A 24,012-nucleotide genomic window follows, 5' to 3' on the forward strand; every position below is an offset into this window, starting at 1 on the left:
TCCAAGCGGGTAACCGTTGTTTCCAATAACAGTCAAACATGGGCCGCCGGAAACAAGAAAGCCCTGCAACAGCAGGGCTTTCTTAACTCAGGTTTTTACCTGAAACTTAACTCTTGGCTTTCTTTTTCTTGCTGTTTTCAGCAAACCACTTGCCATCACGATAATGAGCAACCCAACCGGTCGCCTTACCGTCAACTTCGCTGGCCACATACTGCTCTTTAGTCTTACGACTGAACTTCACCAGCGCCGGGTTGCCTTCGTCATCTTTCACCGGCGCATCAGCCAGGAACTGATATTTGGGCCACAGCAACTCGCGGTACTCCACCAACTCAGAGACCAATGGTGCACGGGTCTCTCGGGATCTGGGGAAAGTACTTGCAGCCAGGAAAATACCCGAAGCCCCATCACGCAAGACAAAATGAGCGTCTGATTTGCTGCACTTGAGCTCAGGCAAGGGAATAGGATCTTCCTTAGGTGGCGCTACTTCGCCATTCTTGAGCAGCTTACGGGTGTTCTTGCACTCGCTGTTGGTGCAGCCAAAGTACTTACCGAAACGGCCGTTCTTCAGCTCCATATTACTGCCGCAGCGATCGCACTCTATCACAGGGCCTTCGTAGCCTTTAAGCTTGAACTGTCCCTTCTCGACCTCATATCCAGGACAAGCAGGATTGTTACCACAAACATGCAGCTTGCGAGTTTCATCCAACAGGTAGCTGTCCATGGCGGTGCCGCAGATGCCACAGCGATGCTTGGCTCTAAGTGCCTCGGTTTCGGCATCTTCACTCTCGCTAATCGCTTCTTCACCCGGAGTCAGGTTCAGCGTGGTTTTACAACGCTCTTTGGGTGGCAGCTCATAGCCGGAACATCCCAGGAACACACCAGTAGTACCAGTACGGATCCCCATTTGGCGACCACAAGTAGGACAAACTATATCTGTCAGCACCATCTGGTTGGGGCGCATACCGCCCTCTTCCGGTGGCAGCTCAGCATGTTGCAACTGCTTGGTAAAATCTTTGTAGAAGCCATCAAGCACCTGTTTCCAGTCGAGTTGCCCCTGAGCGACGTTATCCAAGGTCTGCTCCATACCGGCGGTAAAGTCATAGTTCATCAGGTTGGCAAAGTTTTCCACCAGACGTTCACTGACAATTTCACCCATCTTCTCGGCGTAGAAACGGCGGTTTTCCACCTTCACATAACCACGATCCTGGATGGTGGAAATAATAGTGGCGTACGTAGAGGGGCGACCTATGCCACGCTTTTCCAATTCTTTAACCAGAGAGGCTTCACTGTATCGCGCCGGTGGCTTGGTAAAGTGCTGTTTAGGATCCAGTTGTTTCAGATCCAGTTTATCGCCCTTGGCCAGATATGGCAGAGTGACTTCTTCTTCATTCTTGCGCTTGACGGCAGATTGTACCCGGGTCCAACCATCAAATTTCAACGTACGACCGCTGGCTTTCAGCTCAAACTCACCGGCCTTGACCGTGAGTCTGGTGGCATCATATTGAGCAGGAGTCATCTGACAGGCAACAAACTGGCGCCAGATAAGCTCATAGAGCCGCTGAGCGTCACGCTCCATGTCGGTCAGTGACGCAGCGTGTATAGAGACATCTGAAGGGCGAATCGCTTCGTGAGCTTCTTGTGCGCCCTCTTTGCTGCCATAACGAATCGGTGCATCAGGCAGGTACTTGTCGCCGAACTCTTTGGCAATCATGGTTCTGACGTTATCCAGCGCTTCCTGGCTCAGATTGGTAGAGTCGGTACGCATATAAGTGATATGACCCGCCTCATAGAGACGCTGGGCCATCATCATTGTCTTCTTGACTCCAAAGCCGAGACGGGTACTGGCAGCTTGTTGCAGTGTCGAGGTAATAAAGGGAGCGCTGGGCTTGCTTTGAGTGGCCTTATCTTCGCGGCCAATTACCTCATAACTGGCCGATTGCAGTGCGGCCACCGCGGCCAGCGCCTGGGATTCATTAACCGGCTCAAATGCTTTGCCGTTTTGCTTGACCACTTGCATGGTCAGGGCATCATCGGTAGCAGTCGCCAATTGTGCATGCAGATCCCAGAACTCTTCCGGCACGAAGGCTTTGATCTCGGCTTCCCGCTCAACCACCAAACGCACGGCTACCGACTGAACCCGCCCGGCAGAAAGGCCTCTGGCGACCTTTTTCCACAGCAGTGGCGAAACCATAAAGCCCACAACTCGGTCGAGGAATCTCCGCGCCTGCTGAGCATTGACCATGTTGTTGTCAAGATCACTGGGTTTGCTGAAAGCATCCTGAATAGCGCTCTTGGTGATCTCATTGAACACCACCCGCTTATAACGCGAATTATCGCCGCCTATTACCTGCTGCAGGTGCCAGGCAATCGCTTCCCCTTCTCTATCCAAATCCGTCGCGAGATAGATTTCATCGGCAGAATCGGCCAGCGCTTGTAGTTCTTTTACCACCTTCTCCTTACCAGGCAGAATTTGGTAGTTGGCTTTCCAGCCGTGCTCAGGATCAACCCCCATACGGGCGACCAGAGCCTTTTTCTCTTTCACCTTCTTGTACTTGGCCTTTTCTTCAGGTGACATCTTACGCACTTCAGCGGCGCTTTTGGCCTTGCCGTTGGCGTCGGCGGAGGAGGAAGTCGGCAAGTCACGTATGTGACCCACACTCGACTTAACGATGAATTCTTTACCAAGATATTTGTTGATAGTCTTGGCTTTGGCCGGCGATTCGACAATAACTAGCGATTTACCCATAGTGTGATTTGCGCCAAACGATCTCAGAACGGTGAAAATTGGCACCATATATAGAGGGTTGTCCACGGACTTTCAAGTTAATCCCTCTTTTATGTGTACCGGCGACTCAATTTTTAAGCAGGGTTAAAAAATTGTACAAAATAATATTGCGTAATTAAAAACTAATATTTCATTATTTCACGGCAAGCAAGTAATAGTTATGCATTTGTGATGAAAAAGCACTTTTTGCAGCCTTCCTGGTCGACTTGTGAAGCCTTGGGGCTCAAGTATACTGGAGCCAGTCCAAGGCCTGGATTGGGCCTCTATAACAACCTCAAATACCCCAAAAGGACAAGCAATGAAGCATTTTGAAGCGAATTTTGACGGATTGGTGGGCCCCACCCACAACTATGCAGGCCTGTCGTTCGGCAATGTCGCCTCCCTGAACAATGCCGCCCAGGCAGCCAACCCCAAGGCGGCGGCCAAACAGGGCTTGCAAAAGGCCAAGGCCCTGGCCGACATGGGGATGGTCCAGGGCATTCTGGCGCCGCAAGAACGCCCAGATCTGCATACACTGCGCAGAATAGGCTTCAGTGGCACTGATAAAGAAGTGTTGCAAAAGGCAGCCGCGCAGGCACCTGCTGTTCTCAGAGCCTGTTGCAGTGCTTCCAGCATGTGGACCGCCAATGCCGCAACTGTATCTCCAAGTGCCGATACCCATGATGGCCGCGTTCACTTTACGCCGGCCAACCTGGTGGATAAGTTGCATCGCTCAATCGAGCCGCAAACGACGGGCAACATTCTCAAGGCCATTTTCAGCGACAGTCGCTATTTTGTACACCACCAGCACCTGCCGGAACACAGCAGTTTTGGTGATGAAGGCGCTGCCAACCACACCCGTCTGTGTCAGGAATATGGTCATGCCGGAGTCGAAGTCTTTGTTTACGGCCAGGAAGCTACCAACCCTCAGGCCATAAAACCGAAGAAGTTTCCCGCCAGACAAACGCTGGAAGCCTCGCAGGCAATCGCCCGTTTACATCGTCTCGATGAAGACAACACTGTCTTTATTCAACAAAATCCTGAGGTGATAGATCAAGGCGTATTCCATAATGATGTGATCGCTGTCGGTAACCGCAATGTGCTTTTCCATCACGAGCAGGCCTTTGTCGATACCAAGGCCAAGCTGGCAGAGATCCGCGCCAAGTTGGAAGGTGATATCCATTTCATTGAAGTACCGACCGCCAAAGTCAGTATTCAGGATGCGGTCAAATCCTACCTGTTTAACACTCAGCTATTGAGCATGAGTGACGGCAAGATGGTTATCATAGCGCCAACCGACTGTGCCGAGAATCCAGCGGTAAAAGCCTACCTGGATGAATTGCTGACTCTGGATACACCAATTCAGAAAGTTGAATACTTTGATGTTAAACAAAGCATGCAAAACGGTGGTGGCCCAGCTTGCCTTCGCCTGAGGGTGGCTATGAATGATGCCGAGTTGGCAGCCATCAATCAGCACGTTCTGCTCGACGATAACCTGTTTACTCGCCTCAACGCCTGGGTGGACAAACACTACCGCGATCGCTTGTTACCCGCAGACTTGGCCGACCCACAATTGATAGTCGAGTCCCGTACCGCACTGGATGAACTGACTCAGATAATGAAACTCGGCAGTGTTTATCAGTTCCAGAGATAAGTTTTAGCTTAATTTCTACATTTCAAATCACTTCCGCACAATATCGGCCTCTGTTCTTGAGGCCTACTTTTTGCCACTAAAAAATTTCCGTCAGGCACTTGGGGCTCTTGTCAGAGCGCCATCTATATCCTTGATGAGTAACCAAAAGAATAATCGGCAGGTGAATGATTAATCCGTTGGAAGTCGTGACGTTAATCAGTAACCTGCCAGCATCTGTCTATTCGGCACCAGCAACCGCCACTCAGCACTCCGTTGCGCTATTTTGATTGGTTCACCTCAGGTAATCAAAATGCATAAAAATCCCCCAACCTAGGTTGAGGGATTTATCGTTAATCAATTAAATATCCTAATTGAGGGAGTTAACTGCCAGCGGATCCTTTGTTGGCTTGCTCAACTTGAGTTGGTCTAGTGTACTAAGACCTTTATGGCTGATCCCACCACTGTACACTTTGCTCCCATCCGGGTTGGTCATAGAAGTTTCACCAACATTCCAAGTGGTAAAGAAGTCACGTAAGTCGTAACCGAACACGTATGAGCTGCATACCATCATAAGATCACCGTTAGATAAGCCCGTTGCCTGTGAACTACAGTAGTTTATACCGCCATTATCACCTTGCACGTCGCCACGAGCCTTACGATGCATCAACTTGAACATATTCCAACCTTCATCTGCACCATAGATGGATGGTTTATCCTCTGAATCTGAGTACCAGTCATCAATTTTAAAGTGTGCTTTGGCCCAAAGTTTAAGTTGACCGAACATCACCAAACGCATCCCCGCATCACCATGGGACCAGGCATGACCGGCATTGCCATCAAGCCACAATGGCGCTTTTTGGATATCAGCCGCTATACGATCCATTCGAGGATTGTCATTACGGCCCTCAAGCTCCTGCATATACAACGCCAACAGGTTATTGGTAACTTCTGTACTGCCGGGAGCATTAAAAGGAGCAGAAGCTAGGTTGTGCCCCACTTCATGCCACAGCAACCAATCATTTATGGCATTGGTTGGAACACTAGTGGCATCGGCGTTAAAGCCAGAGTTCATCACAGGGTAACCCGAGTGCGCAGCACCAATGGAGATCTGCACATCGTTAACAAAGCGATGACGGAACTCTTTCAGATCTGTGTAGGTAAAGCGGCGATGCCGGCCTTCATCAGTTCTTTCATCACGACCATAGAAATCGCTTGCTGCCTCAGCAAAACGGTTCATATCCGCAGCGAATTTATCGACATTCATCAACTGCACATTCTGTACCGGCGTAGTGTAAATAAATGACCCGGTATCAATTTCAGCAATAGGTGCCGTTGCGGACTCCAGGCTGTGTATCCATTGCCCCTCCTTCCACCATGCTGCGGTTTCTACTCCTTCCAGGTTAAAGGTAACTTCGCCTAGCCCCTGCTCTTTGGGCTGAATATAAATCAAACCACCATAAGGCGTTTTGAAGGACTTACGTACACCATTATAGTCGTAGCTGGTTTGCATCCGTGGTGGACGCTTTAAACCCAACTCATGGTTTGGCCTACCCGTTAGATCATCTGCCATCATGACAGTAATGGTCGCTTCCACTCCCCCGGTAATGGTCACCTCTTGCAGTTGAGGAGCCCAGTAACCTGTGGATTGATTATTACCTGCAGAGTAGGTGACAGCTTTACCATCCGTTTGAATGTGAGCTGTGCCGTTAGACACCACCCCGGGGGTGCGTCCCGGATATTGAGTGGTATCGACAACAATGTCATGATCCCAGAATGAACGTCCCAACATGATTCGGGTTAATGGTTTTTCCATATAGTTCAATGGATAACTGGGATTCATTTGACCTTCGAGGTCACCAGCACCATAGATCATGCCGTTACTGACCAGGGAGGCTTTCAAATCCAGCGGACATTTGGCTTCCTGGGTATCAGCTTGATGCTTATCGTCCGTGTAACAGTTCAGGAACTGCACCGCTTGTTTAAAGCCCAGTTCATCTTGAATTTCTGTCTCATAACGGTAAGGGTTGTCATTCCACATCCAAATCGCCAGATTATCGTAAGTTTGATTCAGCTCGGTCGCTGATAAACGACTACCTTGTTTGCCTTTGGTGCGGTAGTAAAGCTCATGCTTGTATAATGCGGTAAAGTTCGCGCCCAGGTTTGCGGCTTTCACCATACTTTCGACAACATCTTTACTCACTTCATAACGGTCAAAATCCGGCCGGTGATAGGCACCACGAACTGTGTAACCATGCCCGGAACGAGTTTCAATACAGTTAAACTCATACTCGTAGGCATTGTTACACACAGGCGTGCCTTCAAAGGCAGCTTGAAGCTCTGCGATTGCCGCTTCACGTTCTTCAGCTGTATTGACAAAGATACGAGCATGTTTTTTCAACATTACAGGGTTGCCCTGCGGATCAAACTCTGGATTACCGTCGGCATTTAACTTAGGTACCTCATAGGTCGGGATCTCAAATTTGATCTTGGTTTCATCTTTGAGCCACTCGACAGTGCCATCCTGATTGACAGTAAATGGCTGCTTACCCTCATGGTCTTGAAAGCGCTCCAAAACCACCATCTCGGAACCACCTTTTACATGCAGGTTTGGATAGGCTTCCTGACAATAATAAGAACTGCCACAAAATGCTTGATTTGTCGGGGTCACATTTTGGCCGCCGACAGAGATACCCGCCGCATCGGCCAATCGGCCAATCGGCTCTGGGTTTGCGGTTTGAATGGCATCCATAAACAAGATATTACCGCCGTCATTCACATACTTGATTAGTGCCGTAACATCACTTTGAGTCAGGTTCGGATTATCCAAATCTGCCACGAACTGATTTGTCATCCCATCTTGGATCAGTTTTGGTGGATATGCCTGCAAAATCAAAATCGGGGTGGCTTTGGCTGAAATATTGTTAAAGCTACCTTTACTCAGTTGAGTAAGCTCACCAAAACCGAAATCAGGACTAACAAAAAAGTCATATTGCATCCCTAAGCCACTATTGGCATGAGCAAAATATGCTTTATCTATGTTAGTACCAATAGCGATACCTTGTGTTGGGTTATTATTATTAAACCACTGGAACAAGTTAACAAAGAACTGCTTCATACTGCCATGGTCATCATGCTTTGGGTTTTCAACCTTAGTGGAAGTACAGCTCTTAGCCGAACTGTCGATCTTAACAGAACGGTTATTCCAATAATTGTCCGGGCATGAAAGAATGCTTGGGTACAATCCATTTCCCATCATCACAATCTTACCTTGGCCAATCTCACCTGCTGTAACAAATGGGAAGCCAAAGGTTGCGTTGTCTTTACTCACTGTTGGAATCGCAGGCATATCAATACCCGGCCAAGTCGCGATATAAGGGCGCCCCTCGCGGGTCCACGCTTGTGGTTCACCAAAATCAAGTTCACGGTTTATATCAGAGCGCGGCATCATCACAGGAAACGCGCGATTGGAAAGATTCAATGCCCGCATGCCACGAGTATAACCGGTTGCACCGTAAAAACTGCCGTTATCATTAAATACATGGAATGTATTTACATCGCGAAAAATGGCATTTAATGATTCAGTTACATATTTACCATTATCTAACGAAAAAACCTGTGGTTGAGATTGCGAATAACTGAATGCCATCGGCTGACGTAATTCTTGATCTATCCAGGCAGTCAAACCTTTACTGAACTGTTCTTCGAACTCATTGGGCAAATTAAAGTCAGAACCCTCAAGCTTTCCGCCATTTGGCAGTGAAAGGTTGATAAGCTCATTAATTACATTTGGATACATAGCAAACGTATCCCTGATCTCTGTGGTAATTTCAAACTTACCATTCAAGTTTACAGCATAACGCTCAATGAGTGCCTGGATATTGGCTTTCGTGACATCATTATCCGTTACATCGGTTAGCTTATAGTTAACTTTATTACCAACAACCTTACCAAATTCAAAAGTGTCAATACCAAAGGTTAAGGTATCACCCCAAAGGTATTCAAACTCACCATTATCATCCGTTAAACCTATAGAGTTTGCGGAGAAATAACTTACACCAACAAGAGCTTGACCATTTATATCCGTCAGCTTACTGCGGGTAAGAACTTTGCCTTCTGCAGTTGCTTTATAAGCGTAGCTCGACTCAGCATTAGCAGATACAAACTTTGCATTCAGATCGCTATCAGCATCTGCGTCAACCGCTGGTATCACTTTGTTATCAACGTGAGAGCTTGGCGCCTTACCGACTTGGTCCGTGGCCGCCTCCTCTTTCCAGGCAAAGTAGGCATCAATGGCTTCATCACTTAGACCTTGGCTAAACACTTCTTCAATATCAAATGAATCAATCTCTGTTAAACAGATTGCATCTTCATTCTCGCAAGTATCGATTGATTGTAAGACTTCAGTAACCCGCTTACCGTGCAGGCGAGTCAGTTCAAAAGAGGTTTCTATCTTGCTATTTTGGATCTGATCACGAGTCTCATTCGGAAATGGAGCGGTAAATTCCCCAAGAACAACATTGCCCACACGACAGTCAAAGGAAATCCCTTGAAGGACTTCGAATCTACCATCAATAACTCGCTGCCCATTACAGTCCACTTCACCTTTAATGAGTTGTCCTGATGACTGGAGCTGACCTATATAAGTTATTGGTGGAATGATCTCTGTAGGTGGAACCACATCTGTCGGAGGAATAACCTCCGTAGGTGGCACCTCACCCAATGAATCATCATTATTGCATCCTGCCAGCATCGCAGATAAAACCATTATAGAAATAATACTTTTCTTCATTTAGTTTCTCTAGAGATTATTGACAAAGTACTCGTGTTAAATACTCGATCGCCTTGAATTAAAATAAGGCTTACTGAAAAAACAAGTTTCATTTACCTCTTGGAAAGAAAACCTTGTTATTGAACAGTAACAAATATTTCCAATCCGTTTAAAGCCCATAAAAACAGTTAAACCAACTTTATCGAAACATATTCCAAGCCAACCGTTCTCAAGACGCAAAACGTTTGAGAACAGTCGCCTTTTGGTATAGTGATAAATTATATTGACTCATCAGTTAACCCGAGCTCTAACTGGCTCTGCGAACAGAAATTTTGACCCAAAAACTATCGCAGAAAACCAGGCGCGCGTAATTTAATAAAACTATTTGGCCATGTCGATAATTTCTTTACCGCACATCCGATTTTTGACTAGACTTCAGTTGTAGAATCGTACTTATTGTCACAATCGTACATGCATTTGTTAAAGACGCAACATCGGAAAAGTGGTTTACAACAAATATAATACCCCACGTTTATCCCCTCCAATTACCTCTTACCTTGTGGCGAATAAAGGGTTCTCTTTGCGCACCTGTGTTATCCAATACTTGCCACCTTCATCAAAGAGCAACCACTACCGACTGAGTGAGGTTTAGAAACAAAAAAGTCCGCAACGATGCGTAATGCCGTTCACTTAGTGTGAACGGCATTTTCTCTATACAAAAAATCCGATGACATCAGGTCTTCCTGATTTTGATCCTTTCAATTAGATCGTCAAGCGTTCTGTCTTAACTAATCGCCATTAGGCGTAAGGCATACACCTTTTGCTATCAACTATTTAGCTTTATCAACTGCCAAGCTATTGAATGACACTAAGCGCTACTCCCAATCCAGAGCCTCAACCACTCTGAGCAGGTTGTTTACCTCGTATTCCTTCCCGTAGCGGTCGAAGGTAATTGAACCATGGGAATGCCCCAATAACCCGGCGATCAAATCAGAGCTAAACTCCTTGCGCTTCAACTGAGTTGCCACCGCATGGCGTATACCGTGCAAGGTCTCTCGCTCTCCCCAGTCCAGTTTCCTTTTGAAGTTGTGGAACCACTTAGAAACAGCATGGGAGTAACCCCAAGCCTCCTGTTTAGGCAACTCAGGGAACAGGCGCTGATGACCTAGGCTTCGCTGTCTCTCAACAAAGTGCAGGAAGCCCAGAGCTATCAGCTTAGGGTGAATGGGGATGGCCCTCTCGCTGCTTGGGGTCTTAATTGATTGGTCTGGGTGACTGGCTCGGATAAGGATACACGGATGACCGTCAATTATCGTGAAATCATCCAGATACAACTGAGCCAACTCCCCGACTCTGGCCCCAGTGTACGCCGCAAGCCGAGGCACCCAGTACCTGTAGGCGTACCTTTTGGCGTTGCCTATGGGCAGTGCTTGAAATAGCTGCTTGATTTGGAATGGAGTCAGCGCCTCCCGCTCTTTAGACACCTTCACCTTTGCCGACACACGAATGCTCACTCCTGCCATAGGATTGGGTGTCCCATAGTGAACAGGTGTCACATAGTGAGCTGAGGCCCACTGCAACAAGGCGGTGACCCGAGTCAGGTACTTGTTGATTGTCGCGACAGACAGGTCAGTCTTGGCACTGTAGTGCTGCTTATACCTCTGAGCCTGCTCCTTGGTGAACTGGTCAATCCTAAGGTCGCCCAGCAAGGCAATCATGTCTCTGAATGTCTTGCGGTTAACGCTCTCAGTATGTTTCGACCATGCACCACCCAAGACCTTTTCCCGGCTGTATTCATCCGCTATCTGGCTCAACTTAGGTAACTGGGGGGATACGGGGGGAATCTCAGAAGGGACTGGGGCCGATACCACAGCACGACCTTGAGAAGACTCCAAACTGGCTGATGGGGATTGTATCGCCGATGCTTTGCCTTTAGCCAAGGCATGCAGAGCCTTGAGCACATCCCAAGATCTCAGGACAGCCTCGCGCTTGTCTTTAGTGGCAAGTGTCTTGCGAAGTTCACGTTTCCCTATGGCATCTCTACGATCTTCAGGAACGACTACACGGGCATACCAGACACCATGTCGGGATCGATACAAATAAGGAGCTGTATTAGAGGCTTTAGCTAGACTCAAAGTGGACCACCTTGTGTACCACCAAGGTTTATCTCAAGCTAACCATTTGAAAAGGTTTGGAATTGGAGGTTCCCCCAGAGCCACACCCCGGCACATGAGTCACTTGCTACGGTTGCTCCCTTCCGGGCCTGGCCGGGTTCACAAGTTATCATTGCGGGGGGACCCTGGGGTCACCACAGATTTGCAGCCTTGCTGCAACGCCGTGGATTATCCATCATGCCCTCGTCTGGATCAAGGGAAATAACCTCCGTTTGCCCCCGATTGCTTTTAAGTGAACATAAGATAAACAAAAGCTTGTGTTTCTCTTATGGTCAAAGTACCAATAGATGTTTATTCTGTTCGACCAGTTTAGGCCCAATCCCCTTTACCTGAGCCAACTCATCAATGGATTTGAATTTTCCTTGGCTGCTGCGATATTCCACAATCGCTTTGGCCTTGGCCTCTCCTATCCCTTTCAGTAGCTGCAACTCAGATTCCGAGGCAGTATTAATATTGATTTGGTGAACCTGTGCTTGTCCGGCTTGTGACGTTTGTGAAGTTTTGTCTTTAGTGGGCTCTCCGGCGTACAGGGGGAAACTCAGACTGGTTGCAAGTAATAAAGCATAGAATGGTGTTTTCATTGAAGACTCCTTGTCATGGTCATTGAGGCCGAGATCCCTTTCCTTGGCCTAAAAGAAATGTAGACCAGCGCACGGATATTGCCAAATTATTGCAACTAGACATTAGTACAACAGCCTAATGTGACACAGATCACCGTTTTAAACTTTCATTCTCTTTCAGTAATATAAAGGCAATGCCTCTTGGCTAACCGTTTGAAACAAAAAAACGCCCAAAGGCGACAGATTTACGTGATCCAGCTCTCCAATTTACCAATTTCGTGATAGATTCCTCATACAAATGCATTAGGCAAGGTGGTTAAGTTACCCAATAAAGCCCTTTGCCAAATGTGAGCTATGCCCTAAATTGCTTGCCATAAAAACAAGACGAGGAAGTTAACAATGTCTTTAGAACAAACGGAAAGCTTACCCCCTTCGCAGACAGAGAAGAGCACCCAACAACGTAACATGTTGATTTTGGCCGCAGATATCTTGCTGCTTTTTCTATTACACAATTTTTTACCTTTTGAACCCGGGGTAAATACCGGTCTGTCTATCTTGGTATTTGCCGCTGTGCTCTGGCTTACTGAAGCCATTCATCTGAGTATCACGGCGATACTCATTCCGGTTCTGGCGGTATTTTTCGGTGTGTTTGAAACCAAAGCTGCCATGAGCAACTTTGCCAATCCAATTATCTATTTGTTTTTTGGTGGTTTTGTATTAGCTGCTGCCCTGCACCATCAAAAAATCGATACCCTTATCGCCCAAAAGGTGCTGCTGGCTTCCAAAGGTAAACTCAGCATCGCCTGTATGATGTTGTTCGGGGTAACCGCGTTGTTGTCTATGTGGATCAGCAACACGGCCACCGCAGCCATGATGTTGCCTCTGGCACTGGGAATTTTGCAGCAACTGGATAGAGAGAGCCAGCACAACACCTATGTCTTTATGCTGCTGGGTATCGCTTACTCGGCCAACATTGGTGGCATAGGCACTCTGGTGGGCAGTCCGCCAAACGCCATCGCTGCTGCCCAGGCCGGCTTGAGCTTCAGCGACTGGCTGGAGTTTGGCCTCTTGACCGTCGCTTTGATGTTGCCAACCATGCTGATCGCCCTGTATCTGTATTTCAAACCGGATCTGTCGGTGGAATGTAAACTGGATATCGAAGATCAAAAACTCAGTTTCCAGGGAAAACTGACTCTACTTATTTTCCTGGCCACAGTTTGCTGCTGGATCTTCAGTCAGCCTCTATCGGCCGCCCTTGGCGGTATCAGCCAGTTTGACACCATAGTCGCGCTTTCTGCAGTGGTTTTGCTGGCAGGACTTGGCTTGGTTGGTTGGAAGAAAATAGAAAAAACCACCGACTGGGGTGTGCTGATACTGTTCGGCGGCGGTCTGACCCTGAGTGCCGTACTGAAAGCCACGGGTACCAGCGTCTTTCTGGCCCACTGGATGACAGACATCTTCGGCAGTACCCATATGTCGCTGTTCGTGTTCGCGGTCATTTTCTTTGTGGTCATGCTGACCGAGTTTGCCAGTAACACCGCCAGTGCCGCCTTGCTGGTACCTGTGTTTGCTGCTATCGCCGAAGCATTGGGGCTATCGCCCGTAATGTTGTCGGTGCTCATAGGTATTTCGGCATCCTGCGCCTTTATGCTGCCGGTGGCCACGCCCCCCAACGCCATAGTCTATGGCTCAGGCTACATAAAGCAGTCTGAAATGATGCGTGCCGGTATTATCATCAACTTCATCAGTATGTTGGTGCTCTATATCATAGCCCACACCTTCTGGGGCATTTGATTCTCTCAAGCCCGAAAAACAAGGCGAGCCATGCTCGCCTTGCCTCTTTTAACTGATCACTGTCAGTGCCTGCTCCAGATCGGCTATCAGGTCATCCACATCCTCAAGCCCGGCCGAAATTCGCAGCAGGCTGTCACCTATGCCGGCTTTAATACGCGCCTCCTGGGTATAGGGTGAATGGGTCATGGACGCCGGATGCTGAATAAGTGACTCACAATCCCCCAGACTCACGGCAATTTTGAACAGTGCCAGTCGATTGACAAAGGCCATGGACTGCTCCAAATCGGCCTTAAGCTCAAACGCCAACACCCCACCGGCCCTGCGCATCTGCGAGCCGATAAACTGATGGCCCGGATGGGAAACCAACCCGGGATAATGTACCTTGGCCACGGCTTGATGGGATTCGAGATACTGCGCCAAGCGCTCGGCATTATCGCAATGACGTTCGAGTCGCACCGAGAGGGTTTTCAGGCCTCGCAAAATCAACCAGGCATCGAAAGGCGATAGCACGGCGCCAATATCTTTTAGCTGTTGTTGCTTGATGGCCATTATCGCCGCTTGCGAACCACAGATGATACCGGCAATAACATCGCCATGGCCATTGAGATACTTGGTGGCGCTGTGAACCACAAGATCAATCCCCAACTGCAGAGGCTGCTGCAGCAGCGGGGTCATAAAGGTGTTGTCCACTATGCTGGTCAGTTGATGACGCTTGGCGATAGCGGCTATGGCACGGAGATCATATACGGCCAGATGCGGGTTCACCGGGGTTTCACAAAAAATCACCCGGGTGTGGGGGCGAATAGCCGCCTCGACCGCCGCGAGATCGGCAAAATCCACCAGAGAAACTTCAATACCGAAGCGGGCAAACTGCTCTGTCATCAATGAAAAAGTACAGCCATAGACGGCCGAGGAAGCCAACAGATGATCGCCACAGCTCAAGTATGCCAGCAAGGCCGCCGATACCGCGCCCATACCGGACGCGGCAGCAGCCGCTGCTTCAGCGCCTTCAAGCAACGCCAAGCGCCGCTCAAACTCGGCAACTGTCGGGTTACCCAAGCGGGTGTAGATATAGCCCTCTTCTTCACCGGCAAAGCGGCGACCACCGCTTTGGGCGGTATCAAAACAGAAGGTGGCACTCTGATATAAAGGCGATACCAGTGCCCCGGAAGGCTCGCCAGAGTGGCCGCCATGAATAGCCAGTGTGGCTGAGTGCAGTGCTTTTGGCTGCTTGTGTTGCATGCTTAACTCCCCATGTCAGTCCGACCATCCCTTATATTGTTATTCGGCTTCTCGCCCGGGATGATTCAGTTGTCCTGGCACCAACATACTGAGTCAGCAAGACTTGCCCAAATCGGCAAGCAAAAATCATTACTCCTTGGTTGTAAAATCTTTGTTACGTTCGGGTTTCCTCACCAGCACAGAAGCGGAAAAATCCTTTAGTTCCATTAGCAGTTCTTTATGGATCCGCGACAGTTTGGGCTTGCTGGCACTGGAAAATGCCAGCGGCCGACAAAGCGCCATCGCCTGATAGCCAAGTCTCGCCGTCAACAAACCGCCCCCCAGTCCCTGACCGAGCCGCGCCGAAAGCTTGCCGGACATCTCTACCGACAGCAATTGGGTACCCAAGTCGGTGGCAAGCTCTGTGGTGCCGGCATAGAGAATATTGACCAGGATCCCGCGGATCAGCCGAATACGACTCCAATAACCCAGTTCAACCCCATAACAGCGGGCAATATCCTGGATCATCTTCTGATTACGCCAGAGGATCAGCGCCATATCCAGTACCGCCAGCGGGCTGGCCGCCAGCAATAGGGCCGATTCGGCCGCATAACGGCGCACCAGCTTCATGCCAACCTTGTCACGCTCGGTCAGCACTACCTGATCAAACAGCTGCAATTGCTCGGCGTCATTCTGCTCCGGATTCAGCAGCGACTGCAGCCTGTCCTGCTCCGGCCCCTTGGGCATCTGCTTGCAAATACCATAGATAAAATCGCGCGCTTCGCCCATCTGCATACTGCCGAGCAGGCGTTGCCCGGTTTGCTGGGTATCTTCCACCTGGCGCAGGCGTTTGAGTTTGCGCCATTCCCCGAAACAAAGCTTGCCAACCCAGGCCAGCACCAAGGCGAGCACCAGGCTGTAAAAACCAAACAGCCAAGGGCTGTCGCGCCAGGCATCGATAAGACCCAGCAGTGTCTGCAGCACCACTGCCGCCATCACGCCCAGCAGGACCAAACGCGCCAACCAGGACCAGCGTTTGGGCTTGAGGGAGATGAGTTGATCCGCCTTGGGCTGTGCACTCAGCACTTGTTCCAGTTTGGCTTCTGTGGGGTATTCAACAAAGTCATCGCCTTGGAAATCCTTGGCCGCGGCCAATTCGGCGGCGGATTCCGGCTGATGACTGAAAATTCTCTGTGGCGCCAACTCTGTGGTTTGCGCCTCATCAGCGTGACTGCCGTTGTCGGCAGCATTATCAACACGCTTTTCTGAACTGTGTTTTGCCACGACTTACCTCAACTTGTCGCCCAAAAGAAACTCCAGCAGGTGATCGAGCCGGATATGTTCATAGCCTTGTTCCGGTTGGCTGTCGGGCGGCGCAAACTCACAGAAATTAAATCCCTGCCTTTGCCAGAACGCTTTTTCAGGCAAGGCTCTGGGCACCTCGCCCGGATACAGGGTCACCTTCTGTCCATCGCTCATGCGCCGGCCACAGACCACTTCCACCTCCACGCCATCTGCATCTTTAACCATACCGTGACGAGTCGCCTTGATGGCGCTGATGGCCATGGTTTCCACCCGACTGCCGGCAAATCCGGCCTGTTGCCGACTGGGCGCCAACATGGCGCTGAGCAGTGACAACACATTGCCCTGCTGATCCCGGGTCACCTGATCGACTTTACTGGCGGCAAACAGCAGAGTATCTATTCGGGGAGCAAACAAACGTCGCAGCAAATTGGACTGCCCATACTGGAAGCTGGCGCTGATGGCATTGAGAGCTTCGGCCATATCTTCAAACTGCGCCTTGCCACGATTAAGGGCGCTGAAGCAATCCACCAGAATTAACTGACGATCGAAACCGGCAAAATACTCCTGGTAGAAGGGCTTGACCACCTTGGCCAGATATTGCTGATATCTGTGCCTGAGCACCTGATAATTACTGCGACGTCCGGCCGATGCCAGTTGCTGCTTGTCTTTGAGTTGCTCAGGTAACAGGGGAAAAAAGGCCAAAAGTGGCGTACCGGCCAGCTCTCCGGGCAGCAACATTCTCCCCGGCTGTGCCTGATAAAACCCCTGTTGATGCACCAGATCCAGCAGTAGTAACCGATAACTTTCGGCAATGGCGGCCAGCGCCTGATCGTCGGCATCGGCGTACAAATCCAGCGTCGCCAGCGCCGCAGCAAATTTAGGGTAAAGAGGCGAGGATTCCAGGGTTGATTGCCGGGCAAAGCGGGTTTCAGACCAGCGGTTAAAGTCCTGGCTCAACATGGGCAAATCCAGCAACCACTCCCCGGGATAATCGACTATGTCGAGATGCAGCTTGGCGCTGTCGGCCAATTTTGCCAACATCCCTTTGGTAGGCACATATTTGAGCGTCAGCCGCAGCTCACTGATACTGCGGGTCGATGCCGGCCAACTGGGCCTGGCCGCGGTCAAACTGGCAATCGCCGCATCAAAATCAAAACTGGCTATGGTCAAATCCGGCTGCAGCTCCCGCCTTACCCCGAGTAACCGTCCGTCGCGGCACACCTGAAATAGGGGTAAGCCCCTGCCATCAGGCTCGGTGCCTGCGCGCAACAGTCTATCCACCAGCGCGGTAATGAAGGCCGTCTTGCCGGCGCCGGAAAGGCCGGTAACCGCCAACCTAAGATGCCTGTCTGTGGTGCGCTGTGCCAACTCACGAGTTTTGTGTTTGAGTTTGCCGAACTCTTGCCTGACGCTTGCCATAATTCTCCTGATACAAACAAACGGGGCGGTAAGCACCGCCCCTTGAACAAGGATTTATAGGTTGTTGAACTGTCTTTTCAACTCGAATTGCTCAGAGGTGACATGTTGTTCGAGTGCCCTGAGCCTATGCTCCAGTGATTGAAAGCGATTGCTTACATCTCTGAGCGCCTGTTTGGCGGGCTCCCCGGCTTGCCAGACCTTTTTCTTGACCCCAATGTCCTTATGGGTGTCTTTGGCTGTCCAAGGTTTGACATCCAGTATCATCCACAGCACTAGATAGGTGATAATCACCATTCCATAGCCACCGAGCACAAGGATTGAAACCGTAGCCACCCGAACCAACCAAGGTTCCAGATTAAAGTACTCGGCTACCCCGGCACAGACCCCGGCTATCTTCCTTTGCTGGGGAATGCGGTAAAGAGTACGCTTGCCTGATTCAGTCATGACGTTGCCTCCATTCCGAGGACTCGGCATCCAGGATGGCTTCCAGTGTTTCAATCCTTTGGCCCATCTTGTCAGCTGTGTCTATCAAGTCGTTAAGCTGTTTGAACTCTGCTTCGGTAAGCCCCTGGCTCACCTGACGTTTACTGCGGTAATGCAGAATCAACCAGATTGGCGCCACAAAGATCATGAAGATAATCAGGGGTGCCAGCAGTAAGTCCATATCCATAAATCACCTCTGAGTCTGTATTATTTTTTGGTTTTGGCGCTATCGCCTTTCACCTTGGCCTTCAAGGCTTCCAGCTCGGCGCTGACAGAATCTTCGGCCTTGAGTGCCGCAAATTCCTCTTCCAGACTGAACTTCTTGCCACCCAGATCATAGGACTCAACTTCAGCCTCCAGCCCTTCGATGCGACGCTCATACTGTTCAAACTTGAGCATGGCATTGTCGATTTTGCTGGAATCCAGCTGCTTTTTCACTTCCAGGCGTGAAGAAGCAGTTTGCTTGCGCATTATGATGGTTTTCTGGCGAGCCTTGGCATCGGCCAGCTTTTCCTGCAGTTGACCCACTTCCTCTTTCAGGCGGGCAATATGCTCTTCAACCACCTCGAGCTCTTGCTCCAGAGTCTGCGCCAGGGTAGCGGCTTTCTGCTTTTCAACCAGCGCGGCCTTGGCCAGATCTTCCCTGTCTTTGGTCAGTGCCAGTTCGGCCTTTTCCTGCCAATCCTGCACCTGAAGTTGCACTTTGCCAATACGGCGGAGTAACTCTTTCTTCTCTGCCAATACTTTAGCCGAAGTAGAACGTACTTCAACCAGGGTATCTTCCATTTCCTGAATGATCAGGCGCACCATTTTTTCCGGATCTTCTGCCTTGTCCAGCAAGGCACTGATGTTGGCATTAATGATGTCGGCAAAACGTGTGAAAATTCCCATAATCCTGTCCTCTACATTTATTGTGGGTCTCGACTCTTGTAATACAGATCCCGTGCCAACTTTTAATTTATCAATAATATCAATGACATAATATAAATCTTAACTTTTACTTTATTTATTTAACCTACCCGCATATTATGATTTTCACCAATTATTAGCGTTTAAGACTAACTGTTATCGTGGCCAATCCCTATCAACAAGACAACCTTATCGGTCAATCCAATGCCCTGTTGGAGGTGTTGGAGCACGTTTCCCAAATCGCACCACTGTCCAAACCCGTGCTTATCATAGGTGAGCGGGGGACGGGTAAAGAGCTGATCGCCGAACGTCTACACTATCTTTCCCAACGCTGGGATCAGAGTTTTATCAAACTCAATTGTTCCTCTCTGAGTGAAAATCTACTGGAAAGTGAACTGTTTGGCCATGAGTCCGGCGCATTTACCGGCGCCAAGGGCCGTCATGAAGGCCGCTTCGAGCGCGCCGACGGCGGCACCCTGTTTCTCGATGAACTGGCCAATACGTCCGGCCTCATTCAGGAGAAGCTGCTGCGGGTCATTGAATATGGCGAATATGAAAGGGTGGGCGGCAGTAAAACCCTCAATGCCGATGTTCGACTTATTTGCGCCGCCAATGAAGACTTACCCAGTCTGGCGGAAGCCGGCGAGTTTCGAGCCGATCTGCTCGACCGTTTGGCGTTCGATGTGATCACCCTGCCGCCGCTGCGCTGCCGCCGGGAAGATATTCTGCCATTGGCCGAATACTTTGCCGTGGGGATGGCGCGTCAGCTCAAGCTGGAGCTGTTTACCGGTTTTGCCGCCGAAGCCGTGGCGACCATGATGGATCACAGCTGGCCGGGTAATATTCGGGAGCTGAAAAACGCCATAGAGCGCAGCGTCTATCGCCATGGTCATAACCCAGAACCGATAGAGAACATAGTGCTCGATCCTTTTGCCTCGCCCTACCGGCCCACCAAGCGGGTCAAGACTCATAGTCGCCAGCTGGTGACCGCTGAAGTTGGCAATGAAATCCTTAACGGCAGTGCCGCCGCAGCGACAAACGATAGCCCGAAACCTTCGGCAAACCAGATACAGTTCCCGGTGGACTTCAAACAGTGCTGTGAAGACTTCGAGACCGACCTGATTCAACGTGCGCTCAGTGCCAGCCAGTTCAATCAAAAGAAAACCGCCGAACTACTGGGACTTAGCTACCATCAGCTCAGAGGCATACTGAAAAAATACAATTTGCTCGATAAGGCATAAGCCGATTGCCCAAGTAACGGCTGCACTGCTAAAATGTTCGGTCAACATCTGAATAACTAACGATTTTGCAATGAATCTGCTGACGTTACGCCCTGGGCGAAGCTCTGAAGCAATAGCGCAAGTCTCCAGGAGCAAGCTCTACGGAGATCTTGTGGCAGGGCGATTATTCCGCTCATGCCGGCGCCTGAAGCTGACCGGGAGCATATTGACCGGCCTGGCTCTGACAATGCTGCTTGGCGGCTGTGGTCAACAGAAAGTGCCCTCCGGCCTGGTATACTGCTCCGAGGGCAATCCCGAGTCCTTCAACCCACAGCTGGTGACCTCAGGAACCACTATCGATGCCACCTCGCACCAGATTTACAGTCGCTTGGTGGATTATGATCCCGAGAACGGCGATATCACCCCGGCACTGGCAACCGAGTGGCAAATAAGCGAAGATGGGCTCAGTTATGAGTTTGAGTTGCGCCAGGGTACCCGGTTTCACGAGCAGCCCTACTTTCACCCCAGTCGGCCTTTTAACGCCGATGATGTACTATTCAGTTTCAATCGCATCATAGACAAACAGCACCCTTTCCACGACGTGGCCCAAGGCGGTTACCCCTTTTTCCAAAGTATAGGCTTTGCCGGGCTGATAAAATCCATCAGCAAACTGAGCGAATACAGAGTCAGATTTGAACTCACCCAGCCCGATGCCTCATTCCTGTCCAACCTGGCCACCGACTTTGCGGTGATCCTTTCCAAAGAATATGCCGATCAGCTTCTCGCCCAAGGCAGCCCGCAGCAATTGGATAACCAGCCGGTTGGGACAGGCCCCTTTATGCTGGTGCAGTATGTTAAGAATGAATATATCCGTTATCGACGCCACCCAGGTTACTGGGGCAATATGCCGCAGTCTGAAATGTTGGTGTTCGATATCACGCCGCGAAGTACCACCCGCCTGGCCAAGCTGATCACCGGCGATTGCAGCGTCTCGGCCTTGCCCAAGGCCGGTGAGTTGCCGGTGATTGAGCAGCACGACAACCTGGTTTTGGAGAGTCGCCCCGGAATGAACGTGGCCTATTGGGCCTTCAATACCCAAAAGCCGCCATTCAACGATGTCAGGGTCAGACGGGCGCTGGCTTACGCCATCGACAAGCAAAACCTGCTAAGGGCCGTTTATCAGGACACCGCCGTAGAGGCAACCGGTATACTGCCGCCCTCATCCTGGGCTTATTCCGACTCGGCCAAGAGTTATGACTATGCCCCGGACAAAGCCAGGGCGCTGCTGGACGCAGCCGGCATAGAGAAACTGGAACTGGATATCTGGGCTATGCCTGTGGCACGAATTTACAACCCCAATGCGCTGAAGACCGCCGAGCTGATCCAGGCCGATTTGGCGACCATAGGTGTCAAGGTCAATATCGTCAACTACGATTGGAGTGTCTTTACCCAAAAACTGGCACGCAGTGACTATGACTCGGTACTCATCGGCTGGAACGCCGACAACAGCGATCCGGATAACTTCTTCACCCCCTTGCTCAGTTGTGGCTCCATCGCCTCCAACAACAACCGTTCCCGCTGGTGTAACCCCAGATTTGACGCCCTGCTCAACCAGGCCAGACGCGTGACAGACAGAGAAAGTCGCAGTTTGTTGTACCGCCAGGCCGAGGCGATTCTGGCACAAGATATGCCGCTGGTCAGTCTGGCACATGCCAAACGTATGGCGCTAAAAAATGCCAGTGTAACCGAAACCAGCCTAACGCCTTTTGGCGGCATCGCCTTTGCCAATATAGGCCACAGCAATAAAGCGGCAGCAGATGCCCCAATGCCGCCCGCCAAGGATCAAGAATGATGGCTGCTTACCTATTGCGCAGACTCAACCTCTTTGTCGCCACCTCTCTGTTGCTGATTGGTGTACTCTTCTATGCCACCAGTTTGTTTCCGGTTGACCGCATTTACGCCCTGACCGGGATCCAGGCACCGAGTGATACCCAGGAGGCGCAAATCATCGCCGATTATCATCTTGATGGCGGCTCTTTGGCCCAGTTTATGGGGTATTTAACCCAGAGACTCAGTGGCGATCTCGGTATTTCGGTGACCTCTCAAAGGCCGGTAGCAGAAGAGCTGTTGGCGGTACTGCCGGCCTCTTTCGAGCTGGCAACTGTATCCGGTTTATTTGCCATCATCTTCGGGGTACCGCTCGGAGTGCTGGCCTCGCTGAGTAAACAGAAACTGACCCAAAATGCCATCATGGCGGTAACACTGACAGGTTACTCGATTCCGGTATTTTGGCTCGGGCTGTCCCTATCACTTTGGTTCGGGGTCAGGCTGGGTTGGCTACCAATTTCAGGGCAGATAAACCTGCTCTATGAAATAAAGCCTGTGACTGGCTTTATGCTGATAGATACCCTGCTGTCCGACTCGCAATATCGCTTATCCGCCTTTAAGGATGCCGCCTTGCACATAATCCTGCCGGCGCTGACCTTGTCTGTGTTGCCCTTTACCGTGGTGGTACGTATTACCCGCTCGGCGATGATGAATGTGATGAACCAGACCTATATCCGCGCCGCCGAAGCAAGAGGCCTGCCAACCAGTAAAATCGTATTGCGCCACGCCCTGCCCAACGCCTTGATCCCCCTGCTCAAACACTTGGGACTTATGCTGGGGCCATTTGCCAGTTATGCCATAGTGGTGGAAGTGATCTTCAGTTGGCCCGGGGTAGGCTCCTGGCTGGTATCTGGTATCTATCAGCGGGATTACACTGTGATCCAGGGCGGCACACTGGCGGTGGCGCTGCTGATTATCTTTCTGAGCATTTTGATTGAAGTGCTGCACACGGCCACCAATCCGCTCAGCAGGAAGGAACTCTATGCCTCAAATTAAGATTTATCAGGAAGACGATATTCCATCCCCCAGCCTCAAGCTCTGGCGTACCTTTGCCGCCAATCCTTTTGCGCTTGCCGGGCTTTGGGGCGTGCTCTGTCTGCTGATCCTGACAATGTTCGGGCCCATGATGGCCCCCTACCCGGCCGATTTTCAAGATCCCAATGCCCTGTTACTACCGCCATCCTGGGACGATCTCGGCACGGTTGAGCACTTTCTCGGTACAGATGATCTCGGCCGGGACATCTTTTCCCGCCTGCTACACGGCACCAGCTATACCTTCGGCATGGCACTGGCAATTGTCGCCACCGCGCTCCTGGTCGGATTTATCATAGGTTCATTCTCGGGGATGATGCGCGGCCTCAAGTCCAGTATCCTAGGGCACCTACTTGATGCCTTGCTGTCGATTCCATCACTCTTGATGGCTATTCTGGTGGTCGCGGTAATGGGCCCCGGGCTGATGAACGTATTCTGGGCCGTGGGGATTGCACTCACCCCTCAGTTTGTGCGCGCCATACATCAGGCCGTGCATGAAGAGTTACAAAAAGAGTATGTCACCGCCGCCAAGTTGGATGGCGCAAACGGTCTACAGATATTCTGGTTTGTGATTATGCCCAATGTCTGGGAGACTGTGATTATTCAAACAACGCTGGCAATTTCAGCGGCCATTTTGGATATCGCCGCGCTGGGATTTCTCAACCTCGGCGCCCAGGCACCCAAATCCGAATGGGGCGCCATGGTATTCCAGGGACTGGATAATCTGCTGACCGCCCCCTGGACTGTGACCATTCCGGGAGCCGCTATCCTGTTGAGTGTGTTGGCCGTCAACCTGGTTGGCGATGGACTGAGATCGGCGCTTGCGCCCATCAGAAACTGATT

The 24,012-nt window shown here is 50.5% G+C and carries 16 protein-coding genes and 1 other RNA gene; 6 read left to right on the plus strand and 11 right to left on the minus strand.

The window, feature by feature from the left end:
- Window positions 1–106 precede the first annotated feature (106 nt).
- Window positions 107–2,746 (minus strand): type I DNA topoisomerase, encoded by a 2,640-nt coding sequence (gene topA / locus CX650_RS12500; RefSeq protein ID WP_101095994.1) that lies wholly within the window; start codon window positions 2,744–2,746, stop codon window positions 107–109.
- Between the two features lie 337 nt (window positions 2,747–3,083).
- On the opposite strand from topA, the gene astB reads away from it, so the two are divergent.
- Window positions 3,084–4,418: an N-succinylarginine dihydrolase gene (astB, locus tag CX650_RS12505; RefSeq protein ID WP_101095995.1), complete on the plus strand. Its 1,335-nt coding sequence runs from the start codon at window positions 3,084–3,086 to the stop codon at window positions 4,416–4,418.
- A gap of 346 nt (window positions 4,419–4,764) precedes the next feature.
- On the opposite strand, the gene CX650_RS12510 is transcribed toward astB, so the two are convergent.
- From CX650_RS12510 to CX650_RS12525, 4 genes are all read right to left on the minus strand, one after another.
- Entirely contained in the window at window positions 4,765–9,186 is a 4,422-nt protein-coding gene (locus tag CX650_RS12510) for an SslE/AcfD family lipoprotein zinc metalloprotease (protein WP_101095996.1), read from the minus strand.
- Between the two features lie 854 nt (window positions 9,187–10,040).
- Window positions 10,041–11,264: a site-specific integrase gene (locus CX650_RS12515; RefSeq protein ID WP_157823025.1), complete on the minus strand. Its 1,224-nt coding sequence runs from the start codon at window positions 11,262–11,264 to the stop codon at window positions 10,041–10,043.
- Between the two features lie 107 nt (window positions 11,265–11,371).
- Window positions 11,372–11,468, minus strand: an RNA gene (ffs, locus tag CX650_RS12520) — signal recognition particle sRNA small type.
- 143 nt (window positions 11,469–11,611) lie between these two features.
- A complete protein-coding gene (locus CX650_RS12525; RefSeq protein WP_101095998.1) occupies window positions 11,612–11,920 on the minus strand; it encodes a ComEA family DNA-binding protein in 309 nt (102 codons plus the stop codon).
- A 378-nt stretch (window positions 11,921–12,298) separates the two neighbouring features.
- Between CX650_RS12525 and CX650_RS12530 the strand changes: the two genes are divergently transcribed.
- Window positions 12,299–13,693 carry a DASS family sodium-coupled anion symporter gene (locus tag CX650_RS12530; protein ID WP_101095999.1) on the plus strand — a complete coding sequence of 465 codons (1,395 nt, stop codon included), beginning with the start codon at window positions 12,299–12,301 and terminating at the stop codon, window positions 13,691–13,693.
- A 48-nt stretch (window positions 13,694–13,741) separates the two neighbouring features.
- Here the strand turns inward: CX650_RS12530 and CX650_RS12535 are convergent, their stop codons facing one another.
- The 6 genes from CX650_RS12535 to pspA form a co-directional block, all read right to left on the minus strand.
- On the minus strand, window positions 13,742–14,935 hold the full coding sequence (locus tag CX650_RS12535) for a trans-sulfuration enzyme family protein (protein ID WP_101096000.1): 1,194 nt from the start codon (window positions 14,933–14,935) through the stop codon (window positions 13,742–13,744).
- Window positions 14,936–15,064: 129 nt separating this feature from the next.
- Window positions 15,065–16,198, minus strand: coding sequence for a TIGR01620 family protein (locus CX650_RS12540; protein ID WP_101096001.1), 1,134 nt, complete (start codon window positions 16,196–16,198; stop codon window positions 15,065–15,067).
- Between the two features lie 3 nt (window positions 16,199–16,201).
- Window positions 16,202–17,638, minus strand: a complete 1,437-nt coding sequence (locus tag CX650_RS12545; protein ID WP_101096002.1) for a YcjX family GTP-binding protein — start codon at window positions 17,636–17,638, stop codon at window positions 16,202–16,204.
- A gap of 54 nt (window positions 17,639–17,692) precedes the next feature.
- Window positions 17,693–18,082, minus strand: coding sequence for an envelope stress response membrane protein PspC (pspC, locus tag CX650_RS12550; protein ID WP_101096003.1), 390 nt, complete (start codon window positions 18,080–18,082; stop codon window positions 17,693–17,695).
- Complete coding sequence (pspB, locus tag CX650_RS12555; protein WP_101096004.1) at window positions 18,075–18,308, minus strand: envelope stress response membrane protein PspB; 234 nt, start codon at window positions 18,306–18,308, stop codon at window positions 18,075–18,077. The genes pspC and pspB overlap by 8 nt, the downstream gene beginning before the upstream one ends.
- Window positions 18,309–18,328: 20 nt before the next feature.
- Complete coding sequence (pspA, locus tag CX650_RS12560) at window positions 18,329–19,012, minus strand: phage shock protein PspA (RefSeq protein ID WP_101096005.1); 684 nt, start codon at window positions 19,010–19,012, stop codon at window positions 18,329–18,331.
- Between the two features lie 179 nt (window positions 19,013–19,191).
- On the opposite strand from pspA, the gene pspF reads away from it, so the two are divergent.
- The 4 genes from pspF (at window position 19,192) to CX650_RS12580 (ending at window position 24,010) form a co-directional block, all read left to right on the plus strand.
- Window positions 19,192–20,271, plus strand: coding sequence for a phage shock protein operon transcriptional activator (gene pspF, locus CX650_RS12565; protein ID WP_101096006.1), 1,080 nt, complete (start codon window positions 19,192–19,194; stop codon window positions 20,269–20,271).
- 226 nt (window positions 20,272–20,497) lie between these two features.
- The gene (locus tag CX650_RS12570; RefSeq protein WP_226683883.1) at window positions 20,498–22,102 is read left to right on the plus strand and encodes an ABC transporter substrate-binding protein; all 1,605 of its coding nucleotides are present in this window, start codon (window positions 20,498–20,500) and stop codon (window positions 22,100–22,102) included.
- Window positions 22,102–23,133, plus strand: a complete 1,032-nt coding sequence (locus tag CX650_RS12575) for an ABC transporter permease (protein ID WP_039033913.1) — start codon at window positions 22,102–22,104, stop codon at window positions 23,131–23,133. The genes CX650_RS12570 and CX650_RS12575 overlap by 1 nt, the downstream gene beginning before the upstream one ends.
- The gene (locus CX650_RS12580) at window positions 23,120–24,010 is read left to right on the plus strand and encodes an ABC transporter permease subunit (RefSeq protein WP_039033894.1); all 891 of its coding nucleotides are present in this window, start codon (window positions 23,120–23,122) and stop codon (window positions 24,008–24,010) included. The genes CX650_RS12575 and CX650_RS12580 overlap by 14 nt, the downstream gene beginning before the upstream one ends.
- Window positions 24,011–24,012 lie beyond the last annotated feature (2 nt).

Origin of the sequence: Shewanella indica (assembly GCF_002836975.1) — a bacterium.
Classification (GTDB): Bacteria; Pseudomonadota; Gammaproteobacteria; order Enterobacterales; family Shewanellaceae; genus Shewanella; species Shewanella indica.

Excerpts from the sequence above, each read along its gene's own strand:
- topA (WP_101095994.1), bottom strand. The coding sequence starts at position 2,746 with ATGGGTAAATCGCTAGTTATTGTCGAATCGCCGGCCAAAGCCAAGACT.
- astB (WP_101095995.1), top strand. The coding sequence starts at position 3,084 with ATGAAGCATTTTGAAGCGAATTTTGACGGATTGGTGGGCCCCACCCAC.
- CX650_RS12510 (WP_101095996.1), bottom strand. The coding sequence starts at position 9,186 with ATGAAGAAAAGTATTATTTCTATAATGGTTTTATCTGCGATGCTGGCA.
- CX650_RS12525 (WP_101095998.1), bottom strand. The coding sequence starts at position 11,920 with ATGAAAACACCATTCTATGCTTTATTACTTGCAACCAGTCTGAGTTTC.
- CX650_RS12530 (WP_101095999.1), top strand. The coding sequence starts at position 12,299 with ATGTCTTTAGAACAAACGGAAAGCTTACCCCCTTCGCAGACAGAGAAG.
- CX650_RS12535 (WP_101096000.1), bottom strand. The coding sequence starts at position 14,935 with ATGCAACACAAGCAGCCAAAAGCACTGCACTCAGCCACACTGGCTATT.
- CX650_RS12545 (WP_101096002.1), bottom strand. The coding sequence starts at position 17,638 with ATGGCAAGCGTCAGGCAAGAGTTCGGCAAACTCAAACACAAAACTCGT.
- pspC (WP_101096003.1), bottom strand. The coding sequence starts at position 18,082 with ATGACTGAATCAGGCAAGCGTACTCTTTACCGCATTCCCCAGCAAAGG.
- pspB (WP_101096004.1), bottom strand. The coding sequence starts at position 18,308 with ATGGATATGGACTTACTGCTGGCACCCCTGATTATCTTCATGATCTTT.
- pspA (WP_101096005.1), bottom strand. The coding sequence starts at position 19,012 with ATGGGAATTTTCACACGTTTTGCCGACATCATTAATGCCAACATCAGT.
- CX650_RS12570 (WP_226683883.1), top strand. The coding sequence starts at position 20,498 with ATGCTGCTTGGCGGCTGTGGTCAACAGAAAGTGCCCTCCGGCCTGGTA.
- CX650_RS12575 (WP_039033913.1), top strand. The coding sequence starts at position 22,102 with ATGGCTGCTTACCTATTGCGCAGACTCAACCTCTTTGTCGCCACCTCT.
- CX650_RS12580 (WP_039033894.1), top strand. The coding sequence starts at position 23,120 with ATGCCTCAAATTAAGATTTATCAGGAAGACGATATTCCATCCCCCAGC.